Raw genomic sequence first — 22,592 nt, forward strand, 5'->3', positions numbered from 1 at the left:
TCTACAGATAAGAGCAGAGTGAAGATAAATATTGTGTCGCATACAGGAGCTGATGGTTTTTCTCGTTTGGTGAGGCAGGCGAAGTTTGATGGGGATACATTGGCAGGCAGGTCAGAGTGAGCACCCGGGAAATTAAGCCGCGCATCTGAAAGGGGGCTGGAGGCATGGGCCGAAGCCATTCTCATGGTGCCGTATAATTTTCTCCAAAAGGAGAGTGAACTATTTTTATAAAAGATCGTTACATAAATCCTTGCTTCCAGAGGGGGGGAGTTTCTGATCTTTCTTTTTTGTCGAATGAACAGGCCGGGTGGAGTGCATTTGATCGTCGGGCCAAACGATTTCACGTTGTACTGGTTTGCCGGTTTTTTTGTGGAAGGGCTGTGAGCTATTGTGGAGAGCAAAAAATGAGATATATCACGAGTATAGAAAGGATAGGCTATGACAAGGGCTCTATTGAGGGTCAGGCCGAGGGTCGTGTCATAGGCCGTTTGGAGGGTAAGCGCCGGTTCTTGTGCATGCAACTGGAATGTCGCTTTGGTGCTTTGCCTGCATGGGCATTAGAGATGGTAAGCTGCGCTTCTGAGGAGGATTTGCATTCATGGGACGATGCTGTCCTCACTGCGCCGACCTTGGAGGCCGTTTTTCATCAAAAGAAATTTTTTCGTGAAGAACCGGACTGGATAGAGACAATTATCTCGCAGAGTTATGAAGCTTGCTATGAAAACGGAACTTTGAGATGGTTGGGAGATAAGCCTTCGGTCAAGCAGGCCTCTGTTATTGTGACGATTCTCTCTTAGAGAGAAAGAGCGATAATTGCATTATTGAAAAAATCTCAACGCTCATCGCTTCTTGCAGGCAAAGGCGAAGTGTTTGGAGATATCACACCTGTATCACCGGAAGAAGAGTGAAACTGCCTGATATCATTGTGCTCTTCAGGGAAGAACCATCAGTGAACGCTTGAGATTGCTCGTGATGGAGTCAAAATGCATCTGGAAGTGGGTCAAGAGCCGGAAAAAGAGTGTCTCATTGCTCAAGAGAGGTTTGATTATTGTTTATTGCAGGATTTTAACGGGGAGTCTTGCATATGAGAGCTGTTTATAGTACCAGTTTATGATTTCCTTCAAGCCGGGGGTGAGCTTGTGATCAAACGTATTCCGCAAATATGGTGGTCATTCACTCTTGACGTCGAAACAGGTTGTGCTTTTCGTTCATGAGTACACGCAGTCAACAACGTCCCTGTGTTTTTGAGCTGAAGTACACGTAGTCAACAACGTCCCCAATGTTTTGAGCTGAAGTACACTTAGTCAACAACGTCTCCAATGTCGTATGATCAATAAAATTCTGCCTCTTCTTGTTTTGCCGTCGGGGTTCAGCCTGTTGTGTCTGCTGGCTGGATTGCTGTTGCGCAACAGCTTTTTTCTTTGGCTTGGAACTCTGCTGCTTTTGGCGTTCAGTATGCCTGTGATGAGTGATTTTTTGATGCGTTCTGTTGAGGTTGGCGAGGGGAGAGTGCCGGTCAGCAGTGTCGGGAAGGCTGATGCGATTGTTGTGTTGAGTGGTATGATTGTGACGGTTGACGGGGCGCCGCTGGGGGAGTGGGGTGGTGCTGTGGATCGGTTTGATGGTGGCGTTGAGCTTTTCAAGGCGGGAAGAGCTCCTGTGGTGGTTTTTACTCGTGGGCAGGTGCCGTGGCAGCCGGGTGTGGTGCCTGAGGGTGAGTTGCTGGCGAAAAGGGCTTTGCTGCTTGGTGTGCCGCAATCGGCTATCCGTTTGACGGGTAAGGCGGGTAATACGGCGGATGAAGCTGCTGCGGCAAGTGTGTTGCTCGGTGCTTCAAAAAAAGGAGTTCCGAGGAGAATTATTCTTGTTACCAGTGCTTTTCATATGCGTCGGGCGCGTTTTTTGTTTGAACGTGCGGGGTTTGCTGTTGAGCCTTTTTTGGTGGATTATCAGACCAGTGAGAAGAGCCCATTGACGGTGCTCTCTTTTTTGCCGAATGCCGAGGCGCTTGCGCAGTCCGACAGGGCATTGCGTGAGGTGATCGGCTTGCTTTTCTATTGGGTTACAAAATAAGTGGTGACTCCGTCCCGTTCGCCGGAAACAGGAGATGGGGACGTTGTTGACTGCGTGTACTTCCGAAGAACATACCGTGTTTTCAATGTTGACTTTGCGGTCGTAAATACACGGAGTCAACAACGTCCCCCTTTTCGTCCCCCTTTTTTTGAGGAAGTACACGGAATCAACAACGTCCCCAAGGGGGGATTTTCATTAGTGGGGCGTAGTTGTTATCTTCTTTTTTTTGAGGGTTGGTTAACATTATTGTGTTTGTCGAATGGATGATGTTCGGAATTTGCTGTGGTATGCTGTTTATGTTCGTTCTCGGTATGAGAAGAAGGTTTATCAGTTGTTGCTGGAGCAGGGTGTTGTGAGTTTTTTGCCGTTGCTTGATACCTGGAAGCAGTGGAGTGACCGGAAGAAGAGGGTTTCTGAGCCGTTGTTCAGGGGTTATGTGTTTGTTAATATTGATTTGGTGAGGGAGAAGATCCGTGTGCTTGATACGGAGGGTGTGGTGAAGTTTATCGGGATCGGGAGAGTGCCTTCGGTCATTGTGCAGCGGGATATTGATTGGTTGAAGCAGTTGGTGAGGGAGCCGGATGCGATTCATCGTCATGTGGTTTCTCTTCCGGCGGGTCAGAGGGTGAAGGTGCTTGCTGGTCCGTTTAAGGATTTTGAGGGGGTTGTGGTGAAGCAGGGGAGGGAGTCGCGGTTGGTTGTTTTTTTTGAGAGTATTATGCAGGGTGTTGAGGTGACGATTTTTCCTGATGTGTTGGCGCCGATTGCGGTTGCTCCTTCGCCGGTTCAGGGTGTGGCGCCGTTGAGTGGTAAGCTTGCGTCTGTGGAGAAGCATTTGCTTCGCTTGTGAGGTGGTCGCGTGTTGTGCTGGCTTAGTTGAAATTGAGTGGGGGCCTCGGCGGGTTGTTGGGGTGAGACTCTGGAGAGGTGATTTTTTTTATTTTTGCAGGAGTTTCTGCAGGGGGCTTAATGGAGGGTTTTGTGCAAAAAGGGGAGCATGCGTCGATACGGGATGTTTTCAGTCTGCCGGTGATTGTGGCGGCGCTGGGTTATTTTGTTGATATTTACGATCTGGTGCTTTTCAGTATTGTGCGGGTGCCGAGTTTGAAGTCGTTCGGGTTGTCGGGGAAGGAGTTGATTGATTATGGGGTTTATCTGCTGAATATGCAGATGATTGGTATGCTGGTTGGTGGTATTCTGTGGGGCTGGCTTGGCGACAGGAAGGGGCGGCTGAAGATTATGTTTGCTTCGATTCTGCTCTATTCGCTTGCCAATATTGCAAATGGTTTTGTTTCGTCGCTGCCGGCTTATGCGGTGTTGCGTTTTGTGGCTGGTGTCGGGCTTGCCGGGGAGCTTGGGGCGGGTATTACGCTGGTTTCGGAGGTGTTGCATACGCGTATACGGGGTTACGGGACGATGCTTGTGGCTTCGATTGGTGTTTCGGGGGCGATACTTGCCAATATTGTGGCGAATACGTATGAGTGGCATAATGCTTTTTTTATTGGCGGGGGGCTTGGGCTGTTGCTGCTTGTTGCGCGTGTGAGGGTTGCTGAGTCGGGGATGTTTAAGGCGATGGAGGCGAAGAGCGGGATGAGCCGGGGGAATATGTTGGCTCTGTTTACGGATCGTGGCCGTTTTTTCCGTTATATCAATTCGATCATGATTGGGGTGCCGATCTGGTTTGTTGTGGGGGTGCTGATTACTTTTTCGCCTGAGTTTGGTGTTGAGCTTGGTATTTCCGGGCCGGTTTCGGCTGGCAATGCGGTGATGTACTGTTATCTTGGTCTGGTTTTCGGGGATCTTTCGAGCGGCTTGTTGAGTCAACTGTTGCAGAGCCGGAAAAAGGTTATTCTGTTGTTTATGCTGCTGACGGTTGGCGCCGTGGCGCTCTATTTTCTGCAGGGTCATCAGAGCCCGCAGTTTTTTTATGTGGTCTGTGCTGTTCTTGGTTTTGCGGGTGGTTATTGGGCTATTTTTGTTACGGTTGCGGCGGAACAGTTTGGCACCAATCTTCGTGCTACGGTTGCTACGACGGTGCCTAATCTGGTGCGTGGCATGGTGGTGCCGATTACCATGCTCTTTCAGTTTTTCCGTGGCCTGTTCGGGCTGGAGTCGGGGGCGCTGCTGGTTGGCGCCATCTGCGTGACGGCTGCTTTTCTCTCTCTCAGCGCTCTTGAGGAGACCTTCCACAAGGATCTGGATTACTACGAGGAGTTTCTCTGATCTCCTCCTTCAAACCCACAACAAGACAACAAGAAGGGGGACGTTGTTGACTGCGTGTATTTGACGCCTTTACACTATTCCCATCTCTGCTTTTAAAAATTGGCCGGTGTAGGAGTGTTCTGTTTGGGCAATCTGTTCGGGGGTGCCTTCGGCGATGATGTTGCCGCCTTCGTTGCCTCCTTCGGGGCCGATGTCGATTATCCAGTCGCTGTTTTTGATGATGTCGAGGTTGTGTTCGATGATGATGACGCTGTTGCCTTTGTCGACGAGTTTGCGGAGTACTTCGAGCAGGTGCTGGATGTCCTGGAAGTGGAGTCCGGTTGTGGGTTCGTCGAGGATGTAGAGGGTGTTGCCGGTCTGTATTTTGGCGAGTTCTGCCGAGAGTTTGATGCGTTGTGCCTCTCCGCCTGAGAGCATGGGGGAGGGTTGGCCGAGCTTGAGGTAGCCGAGTCCGACGCTTTGCATGGTGGTGAGGATGCGCAGTATCCGGGGGAAGTCGGTGAAGAATTCTGCGGCTTCGGTGATGGTCATTTCGAGTACATCGGCGATGGATTTTCCTCGGTATTTGACGAGCAGGGTTTCGCGGTTGTAGCGTTCTCCCTTGCAGTTTTCGCATTGGACGTAGACGTCGGGAAGAAAGTTCATTTCGATTTTTCGGGTTCCGGCTCCCTGGCACACTTCGCATCGTCCTCCTTTGACGTTGAAGCTGAACCTTCCGGCTTTGTATCCTCTGATCTGCGCTTCGGGCATGCGGGTGAAGAAGTCGCGGATGAAGGTGAAGGCTCCGGTGTAGGTTGCGGGGTTGGAGCGGGGAGTGCGGCCTATGGGTGATTGGTCGACGTTGACTACTTTGTCGAGCTGTTTTATGCCTTCGATGCTGTCGTAGGGATAGGTGTGCAGTTTGGAGCGGTAGAAGTGGCGCGCAAGGATTGGGTAGAGGGTTTCGTTGATGATGGTGGATTTGCCTGATCCGCTGACTCCGGTGATGCTGACGAGTGAGCGGAGGGGAATGGTGATGTCGATGTTTTTGAGGTTGTTGCCCCGGCACCCTTTGAGCCGCAGGAATTGTTGTTCCTCAGGGTCTGTTTTTTCCTCTTTTTTGCAGTATACCTGCCGTTCTCCGTTGAGGTATCCTGCGGTGAGTGAGTTGGGGTCGAGGGTGGCGGCGGCTCCCTGGGCGACTATTTCTCCGCCGTATTCGCCTGCTCCTGGTCCGAGGTCGATGATTTCGTCGGCTTCGAGCATGGTCTCTTTGTCGTGTTCGACGACGAGGACGGTGTTGCCGAGGTCTCTGAGCCGTTTGAGTGAGGTGATGAGTTTGTGGTTGTCGCGCTGGTGGAGTCCGATGCTTGGTTCGTCGAGGACGTAGAGGACGCCGCTGAGTTGTGAGCCGAGCTGTGAGGCGAGTCGTATGCGTTGTGCTTCGCCGCCGGAGAGTGTTTGTGAGCTGCGGTCGATTGAGAGGTAGCTGAGCCCGACGTTGAGGAGAAATTCAAGGCGTTTGACGATTTCGTGCAGTATGGGTGTGGCAACAAGTTGCTCTTTTGTGCTGAGGTTGCCGGGGAGCGCCTTGAAGAAGGCGAGGGATTCGGGCAGGGTGAGTGATTCTGCCTGTGCTATGTTGATCTCGTTTATTTTGACCAGCAGGCTCTCTTTGCGCAGTCTTGCTCCTTTGCATGAGGGGCATGGTTTGCGGAGCATGTAGTTTTCGGCCCACTCGCGTATTTTTGAGGAGCTGGCATTTTTGAGGATCTCTTCGACGTAGGGGAGGGCTCCGGGAAAGGGTTGCGGGTAGAGGGTGTCGTGGCCGGAGTAGCTGTAGCTGACGTCGAAGGTTCGGGTGCCGGATCCTTCGAGAAGGATTTTCATTGCCTCTTGTGGAATGTCGGTCAATGGGGTGTCGAGGGTGAAGTTGAACTCTCTTGCGATTGCCCTGATGACTTGCCAGAGGTTGCGTTTTCCTGATTTTCCGAATGGGTCGAGCCCGCCGTCGTTGAGCGAGAGGGTGAGGTCGGGGGTCATCAGCTCTCCTGAAAGCTGCATGAGCTCTCCGAGGCCGTTGCATTCAGGGCATGCGCCGTAGGGGGAGTTGAAGCTGAAGTGGTTTGGCGCAAGGGTGTCGACGGGTACGGAGCCGTCGGAGTAGGCGTAGCGTGTGCTGAAGGTGAGCTCTTTGAGCTGGCTCTCCATCGGGTCGCAGATGACGGTTGAGCGGTGTTCTGACATGGTTATGGCCATGCTGATTGCGTCTCTGAGGCGATCTTCGCAGTCGGGGCTGATGACCAGGCGGTCGACTACGAGTTCTATGGAGTGGCTTTTGTAGCGTTCGATCTGCATCTCCTTTTCCATTTCGCGGTATTTTCCGTCGATGCGGACCCTGAGAAAGCCTTTGAGGAGGAGTCGTTCGAAGAGTTCGCGATAGTGCCCTTTGCGTCCGGTGACGAGGGGGGAGAGTATCTGTATTTTGGTGCCTTGTGGGAGGGCGAGTATGGCTTCGCCGATGCTCTCTTCGCTTTGCTGCTGGAGCATGGCGCCGGTGACGGGGTCGTAGCGTCGTCCTGCTTTGGCGTAGAGGAGACGGATAAAGTCGTGAATTTCGGTGATGGTGCCGACTGTTGACCGGGGTGAGCGGTTGGTGCTCTTCTGGTCGATGGAGATGACGGGTGAGAGTCCTTCGATATAGTCAACGTCGGGGCGTTCTATGCTGCCGATGTATTGGCGGGCGTAGGGCGAGAGTGTTTCCATGAAGCGGCGCTGACCTTCGGCGTAGATGGTGTCGAAGGCGAGGCTTGATTTTCCCGATCCTGAGAGGCCGGTTATGACAACAAATTTGTTGCGTGGAATGTCGAGGGAGATGTTTTTGAGATTGTGGACTCGTGCTCCCCGGATGTTGATATGGCTGAATTCCATGTGTGTTGTTTGCGCTCTTTCTTTTTTTGCTGTGTGGGCGGTAATCGTTGTTTGATTATGCCTTGCTCAACGGTAAAATGGTGGCTCTGGTTTCTTTGTACGACTTTTCTGAATATGGAAATTATTTGGCAGAAGCAAGCCGAAAAAGGGAAAACAGTGCGGGGATTGTTTGTGGGGATAGTTCATGAAAAAGGCGGCAATTGCCGCCTTTTTCGTTTGGTACCCGTGATGTTGCTGCTTTTGGTTTACCCTTTCAGTGCTGCTCTTGCAGCGGCAAGGCGGGCAATCGGTACTCTGTAGGGGCTGCATGAGACGTAGTTCAGTCCCAACTGGTGGCAGAATTCGACGGTTGATGGATCGCCGCCGTGTTCGCCGCAGATGCCGAGTTTGAGTTCTGGTTTGACGGCCCGTCCCTCTTTTGCCGAGATGCTCATGAGTCGGCCCACGCCATCCTTGTCGATGGATTCGAAGGGGTTGCGTGCGAAGATTTCATGTTGCTGGTAGATGGGCAGGAATTGGCCTGAGTCGTCACGGCTCATGCCGAGGCCCATCTGGGTGAGGTCGTTGGTGCCGTAGCTGAAGAAGTCGGCTGCGGTGGCAATCTGGTCGGAGGTGATGGCTGCACGGGGTACTTCGATCATGGTGCCGACGAGGTATTTGACGCCTGTGCCTTGTTCGGCTATGACGCTGCGTGCTGTTTTGTGGATCACTTCGCTGGTGATTTCAAGCTCTTTGACGGTGCTGACAAGTGGCACCATGATTTCTGGTACTACTTCGAGCCCCTCTTTTTTGAGTTTGCATGCGGCTTCGATAATTGCCCGCACCTGCATGACGGTGATTTCGGGGTGCAGGATGCCGAGTCGGCAGCCCCGAAGGCCGAGCATGGGGTTAAATTCATGCAGATCGCCGATACGCTCTTTGATCTCTTCAAAGGATCTGCCAATTTTGATGGAGAGTGCCCTTATTTCGTCGTCGGTGTGTGGCAGGAACTCGTGGAGAGGTGGGTCGAGAAGCCGGATGGTGACCGGGCGTGAACCCATTGCCTTGAAGAGTCCGTAGAAGTCGTCGCGCTGGTATGGCAGCAGTTTTTCAAGCGCTATTTTGCGGCCGTCTACATCGTCGGCCAGAATCATTTCGCGCATGGCGTCAATGCGCTCTCCGCCGAAGAACATGTGTTCGGTGCGGCAGAGGCCGATGCCTTCGGCGCCGAAGGTGATGGCGATTTCTGCCTGGTCGGGCTGGTCGGCGTTGGTGCGGATGTTGAGTTTGCGGTATTTATCGGCCCATTCCATGAGCTGCTGGTAGATCGGCCATGTCGGGGCATCTTCGGGTTTGAGGCTCTTGTCGACGAGTACTTCGATGATTTCGGAGTTTTTGGTCGCTACTTTTCCGGCAATGACCTCTCCGGTGCTGCCGTCGATGGAGATGTAATCACCTTCATGCAGGACAATATCGTTGCCTTGTACCCGCAGTTCTCCTCTCTGGTAGTCGATGCTGAGCGCTCCGCATCCTGCGACGCAGACCTTGCCCATCTGACGGGCTACCAGTGCGGCGTGTGAGGTCATGCCGCCTCTTTCGGTGAGGATACCTTCTGATGCATCCATGCCCTTGATGTCTTCGGGGGAGGTTTCGATGCGGACAAGAATGACCGCTTCTCCGCGTTTTCCGGCTTCGTAGGCATCGACGGCGTTGAAATAGATTTTGCCGGTAGCGGCGCCAGGGCCGGCATTCAGTCCTGTTGCAAGGAGTCGTCCTTCCTGAATGGCTGCCTGCTTCTCTTTCATGTCGAAGACGGGCCGGAGCAACTGGTTGAGTTGTTCGGGCTCGATGCGCAGCAGTGCCTCTTTTTCGTCAATCAGTTTTTCGTTGAACATGTCAACGGCTATTTTTACTGCGGCCATGCCGGTGCGTTTGCCGACCCTGCACTGGAGCATGAAGAGTATGTTGTTCTCGATGGTGAACTCGATGTCCATCATGTCGTGGTAGTGGTGTTCGAGAATGGAGCGAATCTCTTCGAGCTGGTCGTAGATGCCTGGATTTTCGGCCTTGAGTTGTTCAATTTTCAGAGGGGTTCTGGTTCCGGCTACCACATCCTCTCCCTGGGCATTCATCAGAAACTCACCATAGAAGATGTTGTCGCCGGTTGCGGCGTCGCGCGTGAAGGCTACGCCGGTTCCGCAATCGAGGCCCATGTTGCCGAAGACCATTGCCTGGACGTTGCAGGCGGTGCCCCAATAACCGGGAATGTGGTTGAGCTTGCGGTATACAATTGCCCGCTCGTTGTTCCAACTGTTGAAGACGGCTCCGATTGCTCCGATGAGCTGTTCGTGTGGGTCTTCAGGGAAGGTTTTGCCGGTTTTTTCAAGAATTGCGGTTTTATAGTCAGCGACGATACTTTGGAGGTCTTCAACGGTGAATTCTGTGTCGAGCTCGATGCCGAGCTCGTGTTTTTTTGCTTCAAGGATTTTTTCGAAGGGGTCGATCTGTTTTTTGTCGGTCGGTTTGAGGTCAAGCACGACATCTCCGTACATTTGCACGAAACGGCGGTAGCAGTCCCATGCGAAGCGGGGGTTTCCTGATTTTTTTGCAAGGCCGTCAACGGTTTGTGCATTGAGACCAAGGTTGAGAATGGTGTCCATCATGCCGGGCATTGAGGCTCTTGCACCTGAACGGACGGAGACCAGGAGGGGGTTTTCGGGGTCTCCAAATTTTTTGCCGAGCGTCTCTTCAATTTTGCGGAGCGCATCGGGGATTCCTTGCTCGAATAGATTTTTGGGGTAGTTTTTTTGATTTTCGTAGTAGTAGGTGCAAACTTCGGTTGAAATGGTGAAGCCGGGAGGAACCGGCAGACCGATGTTTGCCATCTCGGCAAGGTTGGCGCCTTTGCCGCCGAGCAGGTTTTTCATGGACGCATCACCTTCAGAAGAGCCGCCCGAGAAACTGTAGATGTATTGTTTACTGCCGGCCTTTTCGTTGGTAATCTCAGATTGTGGCATAATGTTTCATGAGTGATTGTGTTTTTTTACCAGATAAAGGAAATGCATGTGGTGAAAAAACAGGTGAAGTTGACTACTTTTATCGAAACTGAAGTTTACTAAAAAGCCGCTGTAAAAACTACCGTAAAGGATATTTCATTCTGATTTATTATGGAAATTGATCCTCTTGTTATTTTTCTGCAAATCTTGCGTCTTGCCGTTCCCTATGTGCTTACCTCTGTTGGGGCAACGTTTTCGGAGCGGGGCGGGGTGGTTAATCTGGCACTTGAGGGGATGATGCTTGTTGGTGCGTTTGGTGCGGCTTTTGGTCAGTACCGGAGCGGGTCGGCCCTGGCGGGCATTTTGCTGGCTCTGGTGTGCGGCCTTTGTGTTGCGCTGCTTTTTGCTTTTGTGACGGTTACCTTGAAGGCTGACCAGATTGTTGCCGGTATTGCTATCAATATTCTTGTTATGGGCGCTACCCGTTTTGGGCTCAGCCTGTTGTTCGGAAGTTCGATGAATTCGGAGCGGATTGCCGGTATTGCGGTTCCCTCTCTTTTGCTTGATCCTCTTTTTCTTGCTGCTGTGCTCTCTGTTGTTGCAGGTTATCTGGTGCTTTTCAGGACTCCTTATGGTCTGAGGCTTCGGGCAACGGGTGAAAGTGCTGAAACGGCCGACAGTGCAGGTATCAATGTGGATCGCATGCGCTATTCCGGCGTGCTTGTTTCTGGTGCACTTGCGGCTCTTGGTGGAGCTTTTCTTGTTTTTCAGCAGCATACCTTTACTGATAATATGTCGGCCGGGCGGGGTTATATCGCTCTTGCGGCTATGATTATCGGCAAGTGGAACCCGGCTGGAGCTGCACTTGCAAGTTTGTTTTTTGCAACGACCGAATCGATGGAGATTTGGCTCCAGACGGGGTGGATTCCCTCGCAGTTGGTGCAGTCACTCCCTTATGTCATAACGCTGGTTGTGCTTGCCGGATTTGTTGGCAGGGCTTCAGCGCCGAGGGATGCGGGTACTGCGTTTGAAAAAAACCGCAAATCAGATTAGGCAGATCAGCTCTCCAGCATGTTTTTCTATGCCTTTGGCCACTTCGGCTATTGATGTTTCGAGCATGTAGGCTGCTGGTGTGCTGACTCTTTTTCCTTTCTGGCTGACAATGCACTCCCCGACAGGGCATTCGATAGGGCGGGCACCCATTGCCTCGATCGCTGCCGAACTTTCCGGATCATTCTCTGGTTAGGTCAATATGTTTCAGGTCAATATGTTCACAGCCCGGAAGTTTTGCTGCAATAAAAGGGTGCGATGCAGGTGCAAGAGGGGTCAGCACCGCTTCCTGAATCTCGGATCCATCAGGAAATCCGCAGCCTGAAAGGAGAATTCCGATTTTTTTCATGGCAAATATTAGTATTTTATTATGGAGTATTATACATTTTATATGCGCAGGTGCGTTCCCTGTATGCGTTGTGTTTGTTTTTGTTTGGTTAAGGATGATGATTTGACGTACTTAATAGCAACTTTGCTTTTCATAGCTTAATTATACCTAAAGTACCAATGAGTATCGATAATACGATTTCGCTCGCAACTGTCTCAGAGATTATTGGTAAAGTCTGGGCAGAACTTGAAGATGGAACCAGCCGTCTTCTGCAGGCAGGGGATATGGTTTATGAGGGTGAGGTTATTCATACAGAAACTGGAAGTCTGGTTGTGCTTCGGACTACGAATGGTGCTGTGTTAAGGGTTACCGAGGGCAAGGAGGTCGTCTTGGGTGCTGGGCTTTTTGCTCCTGCGGACAAGGATATTGCGGGATTGGTTGCCGAGGCGGGGAGTGATGCGCCGCCCGTCGGGCTGGAAACCTCTGACAGTCCCGAACCGCCTGTTGTGATCGAAAACAATCCTCAGAGTGGTAACCGTCTTCATGGATTTGTCCGTGTCGAGCGTGCTGTTGAGTCAGTTAATACGCCCCCCTACCTTTTGTGGGCTTATACAGGGAAATATAATGCATCAACGAGCCGTCGTTCGGCAGGTTACAGCCCCTTGCTTGAGGGTCGTGGCACTTTTGATGAGCGACTGGTAATTCCGGTTGAACCGGTCACCTTTGCTGCGGTGGAGCCGATGGTTCCGCTGGCGCCCATTTCGATGACATACTCCTCTTTACCGTTCGATGATGTTCCGAAAAATAATACAGCAGAGGTGACGGCTTCGGTTCAGGAGGATGCTCTTCTGGAGGGTAACCGTGATACTCCGGAGGATACGATGGTGGCAACGGGCAGTGTTGCTCCATTGATTGATACGGGAGCTGATGTGCCGGTAACCTTCAGTTTGCAAACCACGGGGCTTGATGCGTTTGGCTGGACTTCGAACGGAGTTCCGCTCAGCTTTACGGTATCCGGCAATACGTTGACGGCTTCTGTTCCTTCCGGTCCGGTCTTTACGCTTGTTCTTGATCCGTCTACGGGTGCTTTTACCTTTACGCTGTCTGCTCCGTTTGATCAACCTCCCGGATCCGGTGAGGAGGGCACCATCACTCTTGATCTCTCCAGCGCTATTGTTGTTACCGACAGGGATGGTGATGCGATAACGGTTGATAACGGGTTTACGATTATTGTTGAGAATGATGTGCCGATCGGTGTTGGCGGCATTGCGGGCAGTGTCGATGAAGATGAGCTTCCGTTTGGTATACCGGATGGTGATGGGGTGACTACGGTTGCAACAGGCAATATATCCAGCCTGTTCTCTGCGGGCGCCGATCAGCCGCTGACCTATGGTTTGTTGACCAACACCGGTGGTCTGCCCCAGGGTCTGACTTCGGCGGGGGATCCTGTTACTTATGTTGTTACGGGCAATACGCTGACTGCAACAGCCGGGGGAGGAACGGTCTTTACGCTTGTTCTTGATCCTGCAACGGGTGACTATACGTTTACGCTCTCCGACCGCCTGGATCATCCTTTGACCAATGGGGATGATAACGAAATCCTTCCGCTTGACCTGACAAGTATCCTTCAGGCAACCGACAGCGATGGCGATCACTCTGCTTCAGCCGGAACATTCACGATCAATGTTGAAGATGATGTGCCCGTTGGCAGCGGCCTGGTTACGGGCAATGTTGACGAGGATGAGTTGCCTTTAGGTATAACGGACAGTGATGCTTTTAACACGGTTGCGACAGGTAATATATCCGGACTTTTCTCTGCAGGTGCCGATCAGCCTGGGCGCTATGGTTTGTCATCCGAAACCGGAGGCTTGCGTCAGGATCTGACTTCGGCGGGGGTGGCGGTCACCTATTCGGTAAAGAATAATATTCTGACAGCATCATCCGGGAGCATTCCGGTCTTTACGCTGGAGCTCGATTCCGTTACGGGTGTCTATACCTTTACGCTGCTTGCCCAGCTTGATCATCCACTTGCCAATGGCGACGATAACGAAATCCTTCCGCTGAACCTGACGAGCATCCTCGAGGTCACCGACAGTGATGGCGATCCGTTGATTACGACAGGAACCTTTATCATCAATGTTGAAGATGATGTGCCGGTTGGTTCGGGGACGATTGTGGGCAATGTCGATGAAGATGAACTACCTGACGGCATAACGGATGGAGATACTGTAACCACCGTTGCACGAGGTAACGTGGCGGCGCTTTTCCGTATCGGAGCTGATCAGCGGGGTAATTTTGGCTTGTCTGGCAATACGAGTGGGCTTCCGGTGCTGTACTCATCCGGCATGTCTGTCGTGTACACTTTTACGGATAATACGCTGACAGCAACAGCCGGGGGCAATCCGGTCTTCACACTTGTTGTTGATTCTGTTACGGGAGACTATACTTTTACACTGATTGATCACATCGATCATCCTCGTGCTGATGGAGATGATACCGAAATACTTCAGCTTAATCTGACAGGCATTCTGCAAGTTACCGATGAAGATGGTGACCCCTTGATGACTGCAGGAACCTTCACCATCAATATTGAAGATGATGTGCCGATTGGTACTGGTGCGATTGTGGGTGAAGTGCAGGAAGATGCGTTGCTGGACGGAAATCGTGAAACCGCTTCTCAGACAGTGGTAGCTCAAGGCAATTTAGCTGCTCTTTTCCAGATCGGGGCTGATAATCCTGGAACGTATGGTTTAACGGGCGATACATCCGGACTTCCTGAGTTGCGTTCCGTTGGCATACGGGTCGATTACGCTGTTACGGTTAATACGTTGACGGCAACAGCCGGGGGCAATCCGGTCTTCACGCTCGTTATTGATCCTGCTACGGGAGACTATACCTTTACGCTGCTTGATCAGCTCGATCATCCTCGTGGTGATGGAGATGACAGCGAAACACTTTCGCTGGACCTGACGGGCCTCCTGAGGGTCACGGACAGTGATGGCGACACGTTAAACACCAGCGGAACGTTTACGATCAGTATCGAAGATGATGTGCCGGTCGGTGTCGGCATATTACAGAGAACGGTGCATGAAGATGCATTGAATGGAGGTAACCGGGAAACTCCGTCGCAGGTGATATCAGTGAATGGGAGTATAGCTGGTCTTGTCTCAATAGGTGCAGATCAGCCGGGAACTTATCTCTTTACGCTATCTGCTGATACGAGCCATCTACCGATTCTGAAATCAGCCGGATTGCCGGTTCTCTATGATGTTACTCCTGATGGAAATATACTGACGGCATACGTCGATTCTGATGGTATTGCGGGGTATAATTCTCAAACTGATCGACCAGTCTTTAAGCTGGTTGTTGATACGAGCACCGGAAACTATGTATTTACGTTGCTTGATCAGCTTGATCATCCGCTGAACAATGGTAATGACAGTGAGACTCTTTCGATTGATTTTTCGAGCATACTGAGAGTTTCCGATCAGGATGGTGATCCGTTGGCAACCTTTGGTGCCTTCACGATTAATGTAGAAGACGACATCCCGGTTCAGACCACTGCGACGGTAGTAGGCTCCGTACAGGAAGACGCACTGAGTGGCGGCAACCTCGACAACACCGCCGCCGACACGACGATAGCGACCGGTAACATCTCCGGCCTGGTGAGCGTTGGAGCCGATGCCTCCGCCACCTACTCGGTCCAGGCCAGCGGCCTGCCGACGCTGACCTCGAATGGCAATACGGTCACCTACAGCGCCGTCGATACCAATAGCGACACCATAACCGACAAGCTCGTCGCCTCCGCCTCCGGCAGCACGGTGTTCACCCTGGAACTGAACCAGACAAGTGGCGCCTACACCTTCACGCTGCTCGATCAGCTCGACCACCCGGTCAGCAACAGTGACGACACCGAAATCATGACGCTCGACCTGTCAGGCGGCCTTGTAGCGACCGACAAAGATGGCGATGCGATAACCATCAACAGCGGCTCTCTGCTGATTGAGGTAGAAGACGACATCCCGGTTCAGACCACTGCGACGGTAGTAGGCTCCGTACAGGAAGACGCACTGAGTGGCGGCAACCTCGACAACACCGCCGCCGACACGACGATAGCGACCGGTAACATATCCGGCCTGGTGAGCGTTGGAGCCGATGCCTCCGCCACCTACTCGGTCCAGGCCAGCGGCCTGCCGACGCTGACCTCGAATGGCAATACGGTCACCTACAGCGCCGTCGATACCAATAGCGACACCATAACCGACAAGCTCGTCGCCTCCGCCTCCGGCAGCACGGTGTTCACCCTGGAACTGAACCAGACAAGTGGCGCCTACACCTTCACGCTGCTCGATCAGCTCGACCACCCGGTCAGCAACAGTGACGACACCGAAATCATGACGCTCGACCTGTCAGGCGGCCTTGTAGCGACCGACAAAGATGGCGATGCGATAACCATCAACAGCGGCTCTCTGCTGATTGAGGTAGAAGACGACATCCCGGTTCAGACCACTGCGACGGTAGTAGGCTCCGTACAGGAAGACGCACTGAGTGGCGGCAACCTCGACAACACCGCCGCCGACACGACGATAGCGACCGGTAACATCTCCGGCCTGGTGAGCGTTGGAGCCGATGCCTCCGCCACCTACTCGGTCCAGGCCAGCGGCCTGCCGACGCTGACCTCGAATGGTAATACGGTCACCTACAGCGCCGTCGATACCAATAGCGACACCATAACCGACAAGCTCGTCGCCTCCGCCTCCGGCAGCACGGTGTTCACCCTGGAACTGAACCAGACAAGTGGCGCCTACACCTTCACGCTGCTCGATCAGCTCGACCACCCGGTCAGCAACAGTGACGACACCGAAATCATGACGCTCGACCTGTCAGGCGGCCTTGTAGCGACCGACAAAGATGGCGATGCGATAACCATCAACAGCGGCTCTCTGCTGATTGAGGTAGAAGACGACATCCCGGTTCAGACCACTGCGACGGTAGTAGGCTCCGTACAGGAAGACGCACTGAGTGGCGGCAACCTCGACAACACCGCCGCCGACACGACGATAGCGACCGGTAACATCTCCGGCCTGGTGAGCGTTGGAGCCGATGCCTCCGCCACCTACTCGGTCCAGGCCAGCGGCCTGCCGACGCTGACCTCGAATGGCAATACGGTCACCTACAGCGCCGTCGATACCAATAGCGACACCATAACCGACAAGCTCGTCGCCTCCGCCTCCGGCAGCACGGTGTTCACCCTGGAACTGAACCAGACAAGTGGCGCCTACACCTTCACGCTGCTCGATCAGCTCGACCACCCGGTCAGCAACAGTGACGACACCGAAATCATGACGCTCGACCTGTCAGGCGGCCTTGTAGCGACCGACAAAGATGGCGATGCGATAACCATCAACAGCGGCTCTCTGCTGATTGAGGTAGAAGACGACATCCCGGTTCAGACCACTGCGACGGTAGTAGGCTCCGTACAGGAAGACGCACTGAGTGGCGGCAACCTCGACAACACCGCCGCCGACACGACGATAGCGACCGGTAACATATCCGGCCTGGTGAGCGTTGGAGCCGATGCCTCCGCCACCTACTCGGTCCAGGCCAGCGGCCTGCCGACGCTGACCTCGAATGGCAATACGGTCACCTACAGCGCCGTCGATACCAATAGCGACACCATAACCGACAAGCTCGTCGCCTCCGCCTCCGGCAGCACGGTGTTCACCCTGGAACTGAACCAGACAAGTGGCGCCTACACCTTCACGCTGCTCGATCAGCTCGACCACCCGGTCAGCAACAGTGACGACACCGAAATCATGACGCTCGACCTGTCAGGCGGCCTTGTAGCGACCGACAAAGATGGCGATGCGATAACCATCAACAGCGGCTCTCTGCTGATTGAGGTAGAAGACGACATCCCGGTTCAGACCACTGCGACGGTAGTAGGCTCCGTACAGGAAGACGCACTGAGTGGCGGCAACCTCGACAACACCGCCGCCGACACGACGATAGCGACCGGTAACATCTCCGGCCTGGTGAGCGTTGGAGCCGATGCCTCCGCCACCTACTCGGTCCAGGCCAGCGGCCTGCCGACGCTGACCTCGAATGGCAATACGGTCACCTACAGCGCCGTCGATACCAATAGCGACACCATAACCGACAAGCTCGTCGCCTCCGCCTCCGGCAGCACGGTGTTCACCCTGGAACTGAACCAGACAAGTGGCGCCTACACCTTCACGCTGCTCGATCAGCTCGACCACCCGGTCAGCAACAGTGACGACACCGAAATCATGACGCTCGACCTGTCAGGCGGCCTTGTAGCGACCGACAAAGATGGCGATGCGATAACCATCAACAGCGGCTCTCTGCTGATTGAGGTAGAAGACGACATCCCGGTTCAGACCACTGCGACGGTAGTAGGCTCCGTACAGGAAGACGCACTGAGTGGCGGCAACCTCGACAACACCGCCGCCGACACGACGATAGCGACCGGTAACATATCCGGCCTGGTGAGCGTTGGAGCCGATGCCTCCGCCACCTACTCGGTCCAGGCCAGCGGCCTGCCGACGCTGACCTCGAATGGCAATACGGTCACCTACAGCGCCGTCGATACCAATAGCGACACCATAACCGACAAGCTCGTCGCCTCCGCCTCCGGCAGCACGGTGTTCACCCTGGAACTGAACCAGACAAGTGGCGCCTACACCTTCACGCTGCTCGATCAGCTCGACCACCCGGTCAGCAACAGTGACGACACCGAAATCATGACGCTCGACCTGTCAGGCGGCCTTGTAGCGACCGACAAAGATGGCGATGCGATAACCATCAACAGCGGCTCTCTGCTGATTGAGGTAGAAGACGACATCCCGGTTCAGACCACTGCGACGGTAGTAGGCTCCGTACAGGAAGACGCACTGAGTGGCGGCAACCTCGACAACACCGCCGCCGACACGACGATAGCGACCGGTAACATATCCGGCCTGGTGAGCGTTGGAGCCGATGCCTCCGCCACCTACTCGGTCCAGGCCAGCGGCCTGCCGACGCTGACCTCGAATGGCAATACGGTCACCTACAGCGCCGTCGATACCAATAGCGACACCATAACCGACAAGCTCGTCGCCTCCGCCTCCGGCAGCACGGTGTTCACCCTGGAACTGAACCAGACAAGTGGCGCCTACACCTTCACGCTGCTCGATCAGCTCGACCACCCGGTCAGCAACAGTGACGACACCGAAATCATGACGCTCGACCTGTCAGGCGGCCTTGTAGCGACCGACAAAGATGGCGATGCGATAACCATCAACAGCGGCTCTCTGCTGATTGAGGTAGAAGACGACATCCCGGTTCAGACCACTGCGACGGTAGTAGGCTCCGTACAGGAAGACGCACTGAGTGGCGGCAACCTCGACAACACCGCCGCCGACACGACGATAGCGACCGGTAACATATCCGGCCTGGTGAGCGTTGGAGCCGATGCCTCCGCCACCTACTCGGTCCAGGCCAGCGGCCTGCCGACGCTGACCTCGAATGGCAATACGGTCACCTACAGCGCCGTCGATACCAATAGCGACACCATAACCGACAAGCTCGTCGCCTCCGCCTCCGGCAGCACGGTGTTCACCCTGGAACTGAACCAGACAAGTGGCGCCTACACCTTCACGCTGCTCGATCAGCTCGACCACCCGGTCAGCAACAGTGACGACACCGAAATCATGACGCTCGACCTGTCAGGCGGCCTTGTAGCGACCGACAAAGATGGCGATGCGATAACCATCAACAGCGGCTCTCTGCTGATTGAGGTAGAAGACGACATCCCGGTTCAGACCACTGCGACGGTAGTAGGCTCCGTACAGGAAGACGCACTGAGTGGCGGCAACCTCGACAACACCGCCGCCGACACGACGATAGCGACCGGTAACATATCCGGCCTGGTGAGCGTTGGAGCCGATGCCTCCGCCACCTACTCGGTCCAGGCCAGCGGCCTGCCGACGCTGACCTCGAATGGCAATACGGTCACCTACAGCGCCGTCGATACCAATAGCGACACCATAACCGACAAGCTCGTCGCCTCCGCCTCCGGCAGCACGGTGTTCACCCTGGAACTGAACCAGACAAGTGGCGCCTACACCTTCACGCTGCTCGATCAGCTCGACCACCCGGTCAGCAACAGTGACGACACCGAAATCATGACGCTCGACCTGTCAGGCGGCCTTGTAGCGACCGACAAAGATGGCGATGCGATAACCATCAACAGCGGCTCTCTGCTGATTGAGGTAGAAGACGACATCCCGGTTCAGACCACTGCGACGGTAGTAGGCTCCGTACAGGAAGACGCACTGAGTGGCGGCAACCTCGACAACACCGCCGCCGACACGACGATAGCGACCGGTAACATCTCCGGCCTGGTGAGCGTTGGAGCCGATGCCTCCGCCACCTACTCGGTCCAGGCCAGCGGCCTGCCGACGCTGACCTCGAATGGCAATACGGTCACCTACAGCGCCGTCGATACCAATAGCGACACCATAACCGACAAGCTCGTCGCCTCCGCCTCCGGCAGCACGGTGTTCACCCTGGAACTGAACCAGACAAGTGGCGCCTACACCTTCACGCTGCTCGATCAGCTCGACCACCCGGTCAGCAACAGTGACGACACCGAAATCATGACGCTCGACCTGTCAGGCGGCCTTGTAGCGACCGACAAAGATGGCGATGCGATAACCATCAACAGCGGCTCTCTGCTGATTGAGGTAGAAGACGACATCCCGGTTCAGACCACTGCGACGGTAGTAGGCTCCGTACAGGAAGACGCACTGAGTGGCGGCAACCTCGACAACACCGCCGCCGACACGACGATAGCGACCGGTAACATATCCGGCCTGGTGAGCGTTGGAGCCGATGCCTCCGCCACCTACTCGGTCCAGGCCAGCGGCCTGCCGACGCTGACCTCGAATGGCAATACGGTCACCTACAGCGCCGTCGATACCAATAGCGACACCATAACCGACAAGCTCGTCGCCTCCGCCTCCGGCAGCACGGTGTTCACCCTGGAACTGAACCAGACAAGTGGCGCCTACACCTTCACGCTGCTCGATCAGCTCGACCACCCGGTCAGCAACAGTGACGACACCGAAATCATGACGCTCGACCTGTCAGGCGGCCTTGTAGCGACCGACAAAGATGGCGATGCGATAACCATCAACAGCGGCTCTCTGCTGATTGAGGTAGAAGACGACATCCCGGTTCAGACCACTGCGACGGTAGTAGGCTCCGTACAGGAAGACGCACTGAGTGGCGGCAACCTCGACAACACCGCCGCCGACACGACGATAGCGACCGGTAACATATCCGGCCTGGTGAGCGTTGGAGCCGATGCCTCCGCCACCTACTCGGTCCAGGCCAGCGGCCTGCCGACGCTGACCTCGAATGGCAATACGGTCACCTACAGCGCCGTCGATACCAATAGCGACACCATAACCGACAAGCTCGTCGCCTCCGCCTCCGGCAGCACGGTGTTCACCCTGGAACTGAACCAGACAAGTGGCGCCTACACCTTCACGCTGCTCGATCAGCTCGACCACCCGGTCAGCAACAGTGACGACACCGAAATCATGACGCTCGACCTGTCAGGCGGCCTTGTAGCGACCGACAAAGATGGCGATGCGATAACCATCAACAGCGGCTCTCTGCTGATTGAGGTAGAAGACGACATCCCGGTTCAGACCACTGCGACGGTAGTAGGCTCCGTACAGGAAGACGCACTGAGTGGCGGCAACCTCGACAACACCGCCGCCGACACGACGATAGCGACCGGTAACATATCCGGCCTGGTGAGCGTTGGAGCCGATGCCTCCGCCACCTACTCGGTCCAGGCCAGCGGCCTGCCGACGCTGACCTCGAATGGCAATACGGTCACCTACAGCGCCGTCGATACCAATAGCGACACCATAACCGACAAGCTCGTCGCCTCCGCCTCCGGCAGCACGGTGTTCACCCTGGAACTGAACCAGACAAGTGGCGCCTACACCTTCACGCTGCTCGATCAGCTCGACCACCCGGTCAGCAACAGTGACGACACCGAAATCATGACGCTCGACCTGTCAGGCGGCCTTGTAGCGACCGACAAAGATGGCGATGCGATAACCATCAACAGCGGCTCTCTGCTGATTGAGGTAGAAGACGACATCCCGGTTCAGACCACTGCGACGGTAGTAGGCTCCGTACAGGAAGACGCACTGAGTGGCGGCAACCTCGACAACACCGCCGCCGACACGACGATAGCGACCGGTAACATATCCGGCCTGGTGAGCGTTGGAGCCGATGCCTCCGCCACCTACTCGGTCCAGGCCAGCGGCCTGCCGACGCTGACCTCGAATGGCAATACGGTCACCTACAGCGCCGTCGATACCAATAGCGACACCATAACCGACAAGCTCGTCGCCTCCGCCTCCGGCAGCACGGTGTTCACCCTGGAACTGAACCAGACAAGTGGCGCCTACACCTTCACGCTGCTCGATCAGCTCGACCACCCGGTCAGCAACAGTGACGACACCGAAATCATGACGCTCGACCTGTCAGGCGGCCTTGTAGCGACCGACAAAGATGGCGATGCGATAACCATCAACAGCGGCTCTCTGCTGATTGAGGTAGAAGACGACATCCCGGTTCAGACCACTGCGACGGTAGTAGGCTCCGTACAGGAAGACGCACTGAGTGGCGGCAACCTCGACAACACCGCCGCCGACACGACGATAGCGACCGGTAACATATCCGGCCTGGTGAGCGTTGGAGCCGATGCCTCCGCCACCTACTCGGTCCAGGCCAGCGGCCTGCCGACGCTGACCTCGAATGGCTATGCGGTCACCTACAGCGCCGTCGATACCAATAGCGACACCATAACCGACAAGCTCGTCGCCTCCGCCTCCGGCAGCACGGTGTTCACCCTGGAACTGAACCAGACAAGTGGCGCCCCGACAAGGACGGTGACCAGATCACCATCAACGCCAGTTCGCTGCTGATCACAGTCGAGGACGACA

General features: G+C 54.7%; 10 protein-coding genes. 6 read left to right on the plus strand and 4 right to left on the minus strand.

Annotated features, from left to right (window positions below):
* The first annotated feature begins 404 nt into the window (after positions 1-404).
* The 4 genes from AC56AD_RS03065 to AC56AD_RS03080 all read left to right on the plus strand — a co-directional run bounded on the left by AC56AD_RS03065 (position 405) and on the right by AC56AD_RS03080 (position 4,296).
* Positions 405-797 (plus strand): RpnC/YadD family protein, encoded by a 393-nt coding sequence (locus AC56AD_RS03065; RefSeq protein ID WP_012507419.1) that lies wholly within the window; start codon positions 405-407, stop codon positions 795-797.
* A 529-nt stretch (positions 798-1,326) separates the two neighbouring features.
* The gene (locus AC56AD_RS03070) at positions 1,327-2,073 is read left to right on the plus strand and encodes a YdcF family protein (protein WP_012507420.1); all 747 of its coding nucleotides are present in this window, start codon (positions 1,327-1,329) and stop codon (positions 2,071-2,073) included.
* Between the two features lie 259 nt (positions 2,074-2,332).
* The gene (locus AC56AD_RS03075; protein WP_012507421.1) at positions 2,333-2,923 is read left to right on the plus strand and encodes a UpxY family transcription antiterminator; all 591 of its coding nucleotides are present in this window, start codon (positions 2,333-2,335) and stop codon (positions 2,921-2,923) included.
* 119 nt (positions 2,924-3,042) lie between these two features.
* Complete coding sequence (locus tag AC56AD_RS03080) at positions 3,043-4,296, plus strand: MFS transporter (protein WP_012507422.1); 1,254 nt, start codon at positions 3,043-3,045, stop codon at positions 4,294-4,296.
* A gap of 69 nt (positions 4,297-4,365) precedes the next feature.
* On the opposite strand, the gene uvrA is transcribed toward AC56AD_RS03080, so the two are convergent.
* Both uvrA and ppdK read right to left on the minus strand, forming a co-directional pair.
* Positions 4,366-7,206, minus strand: a complete 2,841-nt coding sequence (gene uvrA / locus AC56AD_RS03085) for an excinuclease ABC subunit UvrA (protein WP_012507423.1) — start codon at positions 7,204-7,206, stop codon at positions 4,366-4,368.
* Between the two features lie 245 nt (positions 7,207-7,451).
* Positions 7,452-10,202 (minus strand): pyruvate, phosphate dikinase, encoded by a 2,751-nt coding sequence (ppdK, locus tag AC56AD_RS03090; RefSeq protein WP_012507424.1) that lies wholly within the window; start codon positions 10,200-10,202, stop codon positions 7,452-7,454.
* 150 nt (positions 10,203-10,352) lie between these two features.
* Between ppdK and AC56AD_RS03095 the strand changes: the two genes are divergently transcribed.
* The gene (locus tag AC56AD_RS03095) at positions 10,353-11,234 is read left to right on the plus strand and encodes an ABC transporter permease (RefSeq protein ID WP_012507425.1); all 882 of its coding nucleotides are present in this window, start codon (positions 10,353-10,355) and stop codon (positions 11,232-11,234) included.
* Here the strand turns inward: AC56AD_RS03095 and AC56AD_RS03100 are convergent.
* Complete coding sequence (locus tag AC56AD_RS03100; protein ID WP_317623602.1) at positions 11,226-11,384, minus strand: hypothetical protein; 159 nt, start codon at positions 11,382-11,384, stop codon at positions 11,226-11,228. The two genes, AC56AD_RS03095 and AC56AD_RS03100, sit on opposite strands and share 9 nt — an antisense overlap.
* A gap of 28 nt (positions 11,385-11,412) precedes the next feature.
* Positions 11,413-11,580, minus strand: coding sequence for a hypothetical protein (locus AC56AD_RS03105; RefSeq protein ID WP_317623603.1), 168 nt, complete (start codon positions 11,578-11,580; stop codon positions 11,413-11,415).
* A 158-nt stretch (positions 11,581-11,738) separates the two neighbouring features.
* Here AC56AD_RS03105 and AC56AD_RS03110 point away from each other — a divergent pair, with 158 nt between their 5' ends.
* Positions 11,739-22,574, plus strand: a complete 10,836-nt coding sequence (locus AC56AD_RS03110) for a T1SS-143 repeat domain-containing protein (protein ID WP_499052192.1) — start codon at positions 11,739-11,741, stop codon at positions 22,572-22,574.
* Positions 22,575-22,592: the final 18 nt, after the last annotated feature.

The sequence above is a fragment of the Pelodictyon clathratiforme genome (assembly GCF_982375515.1).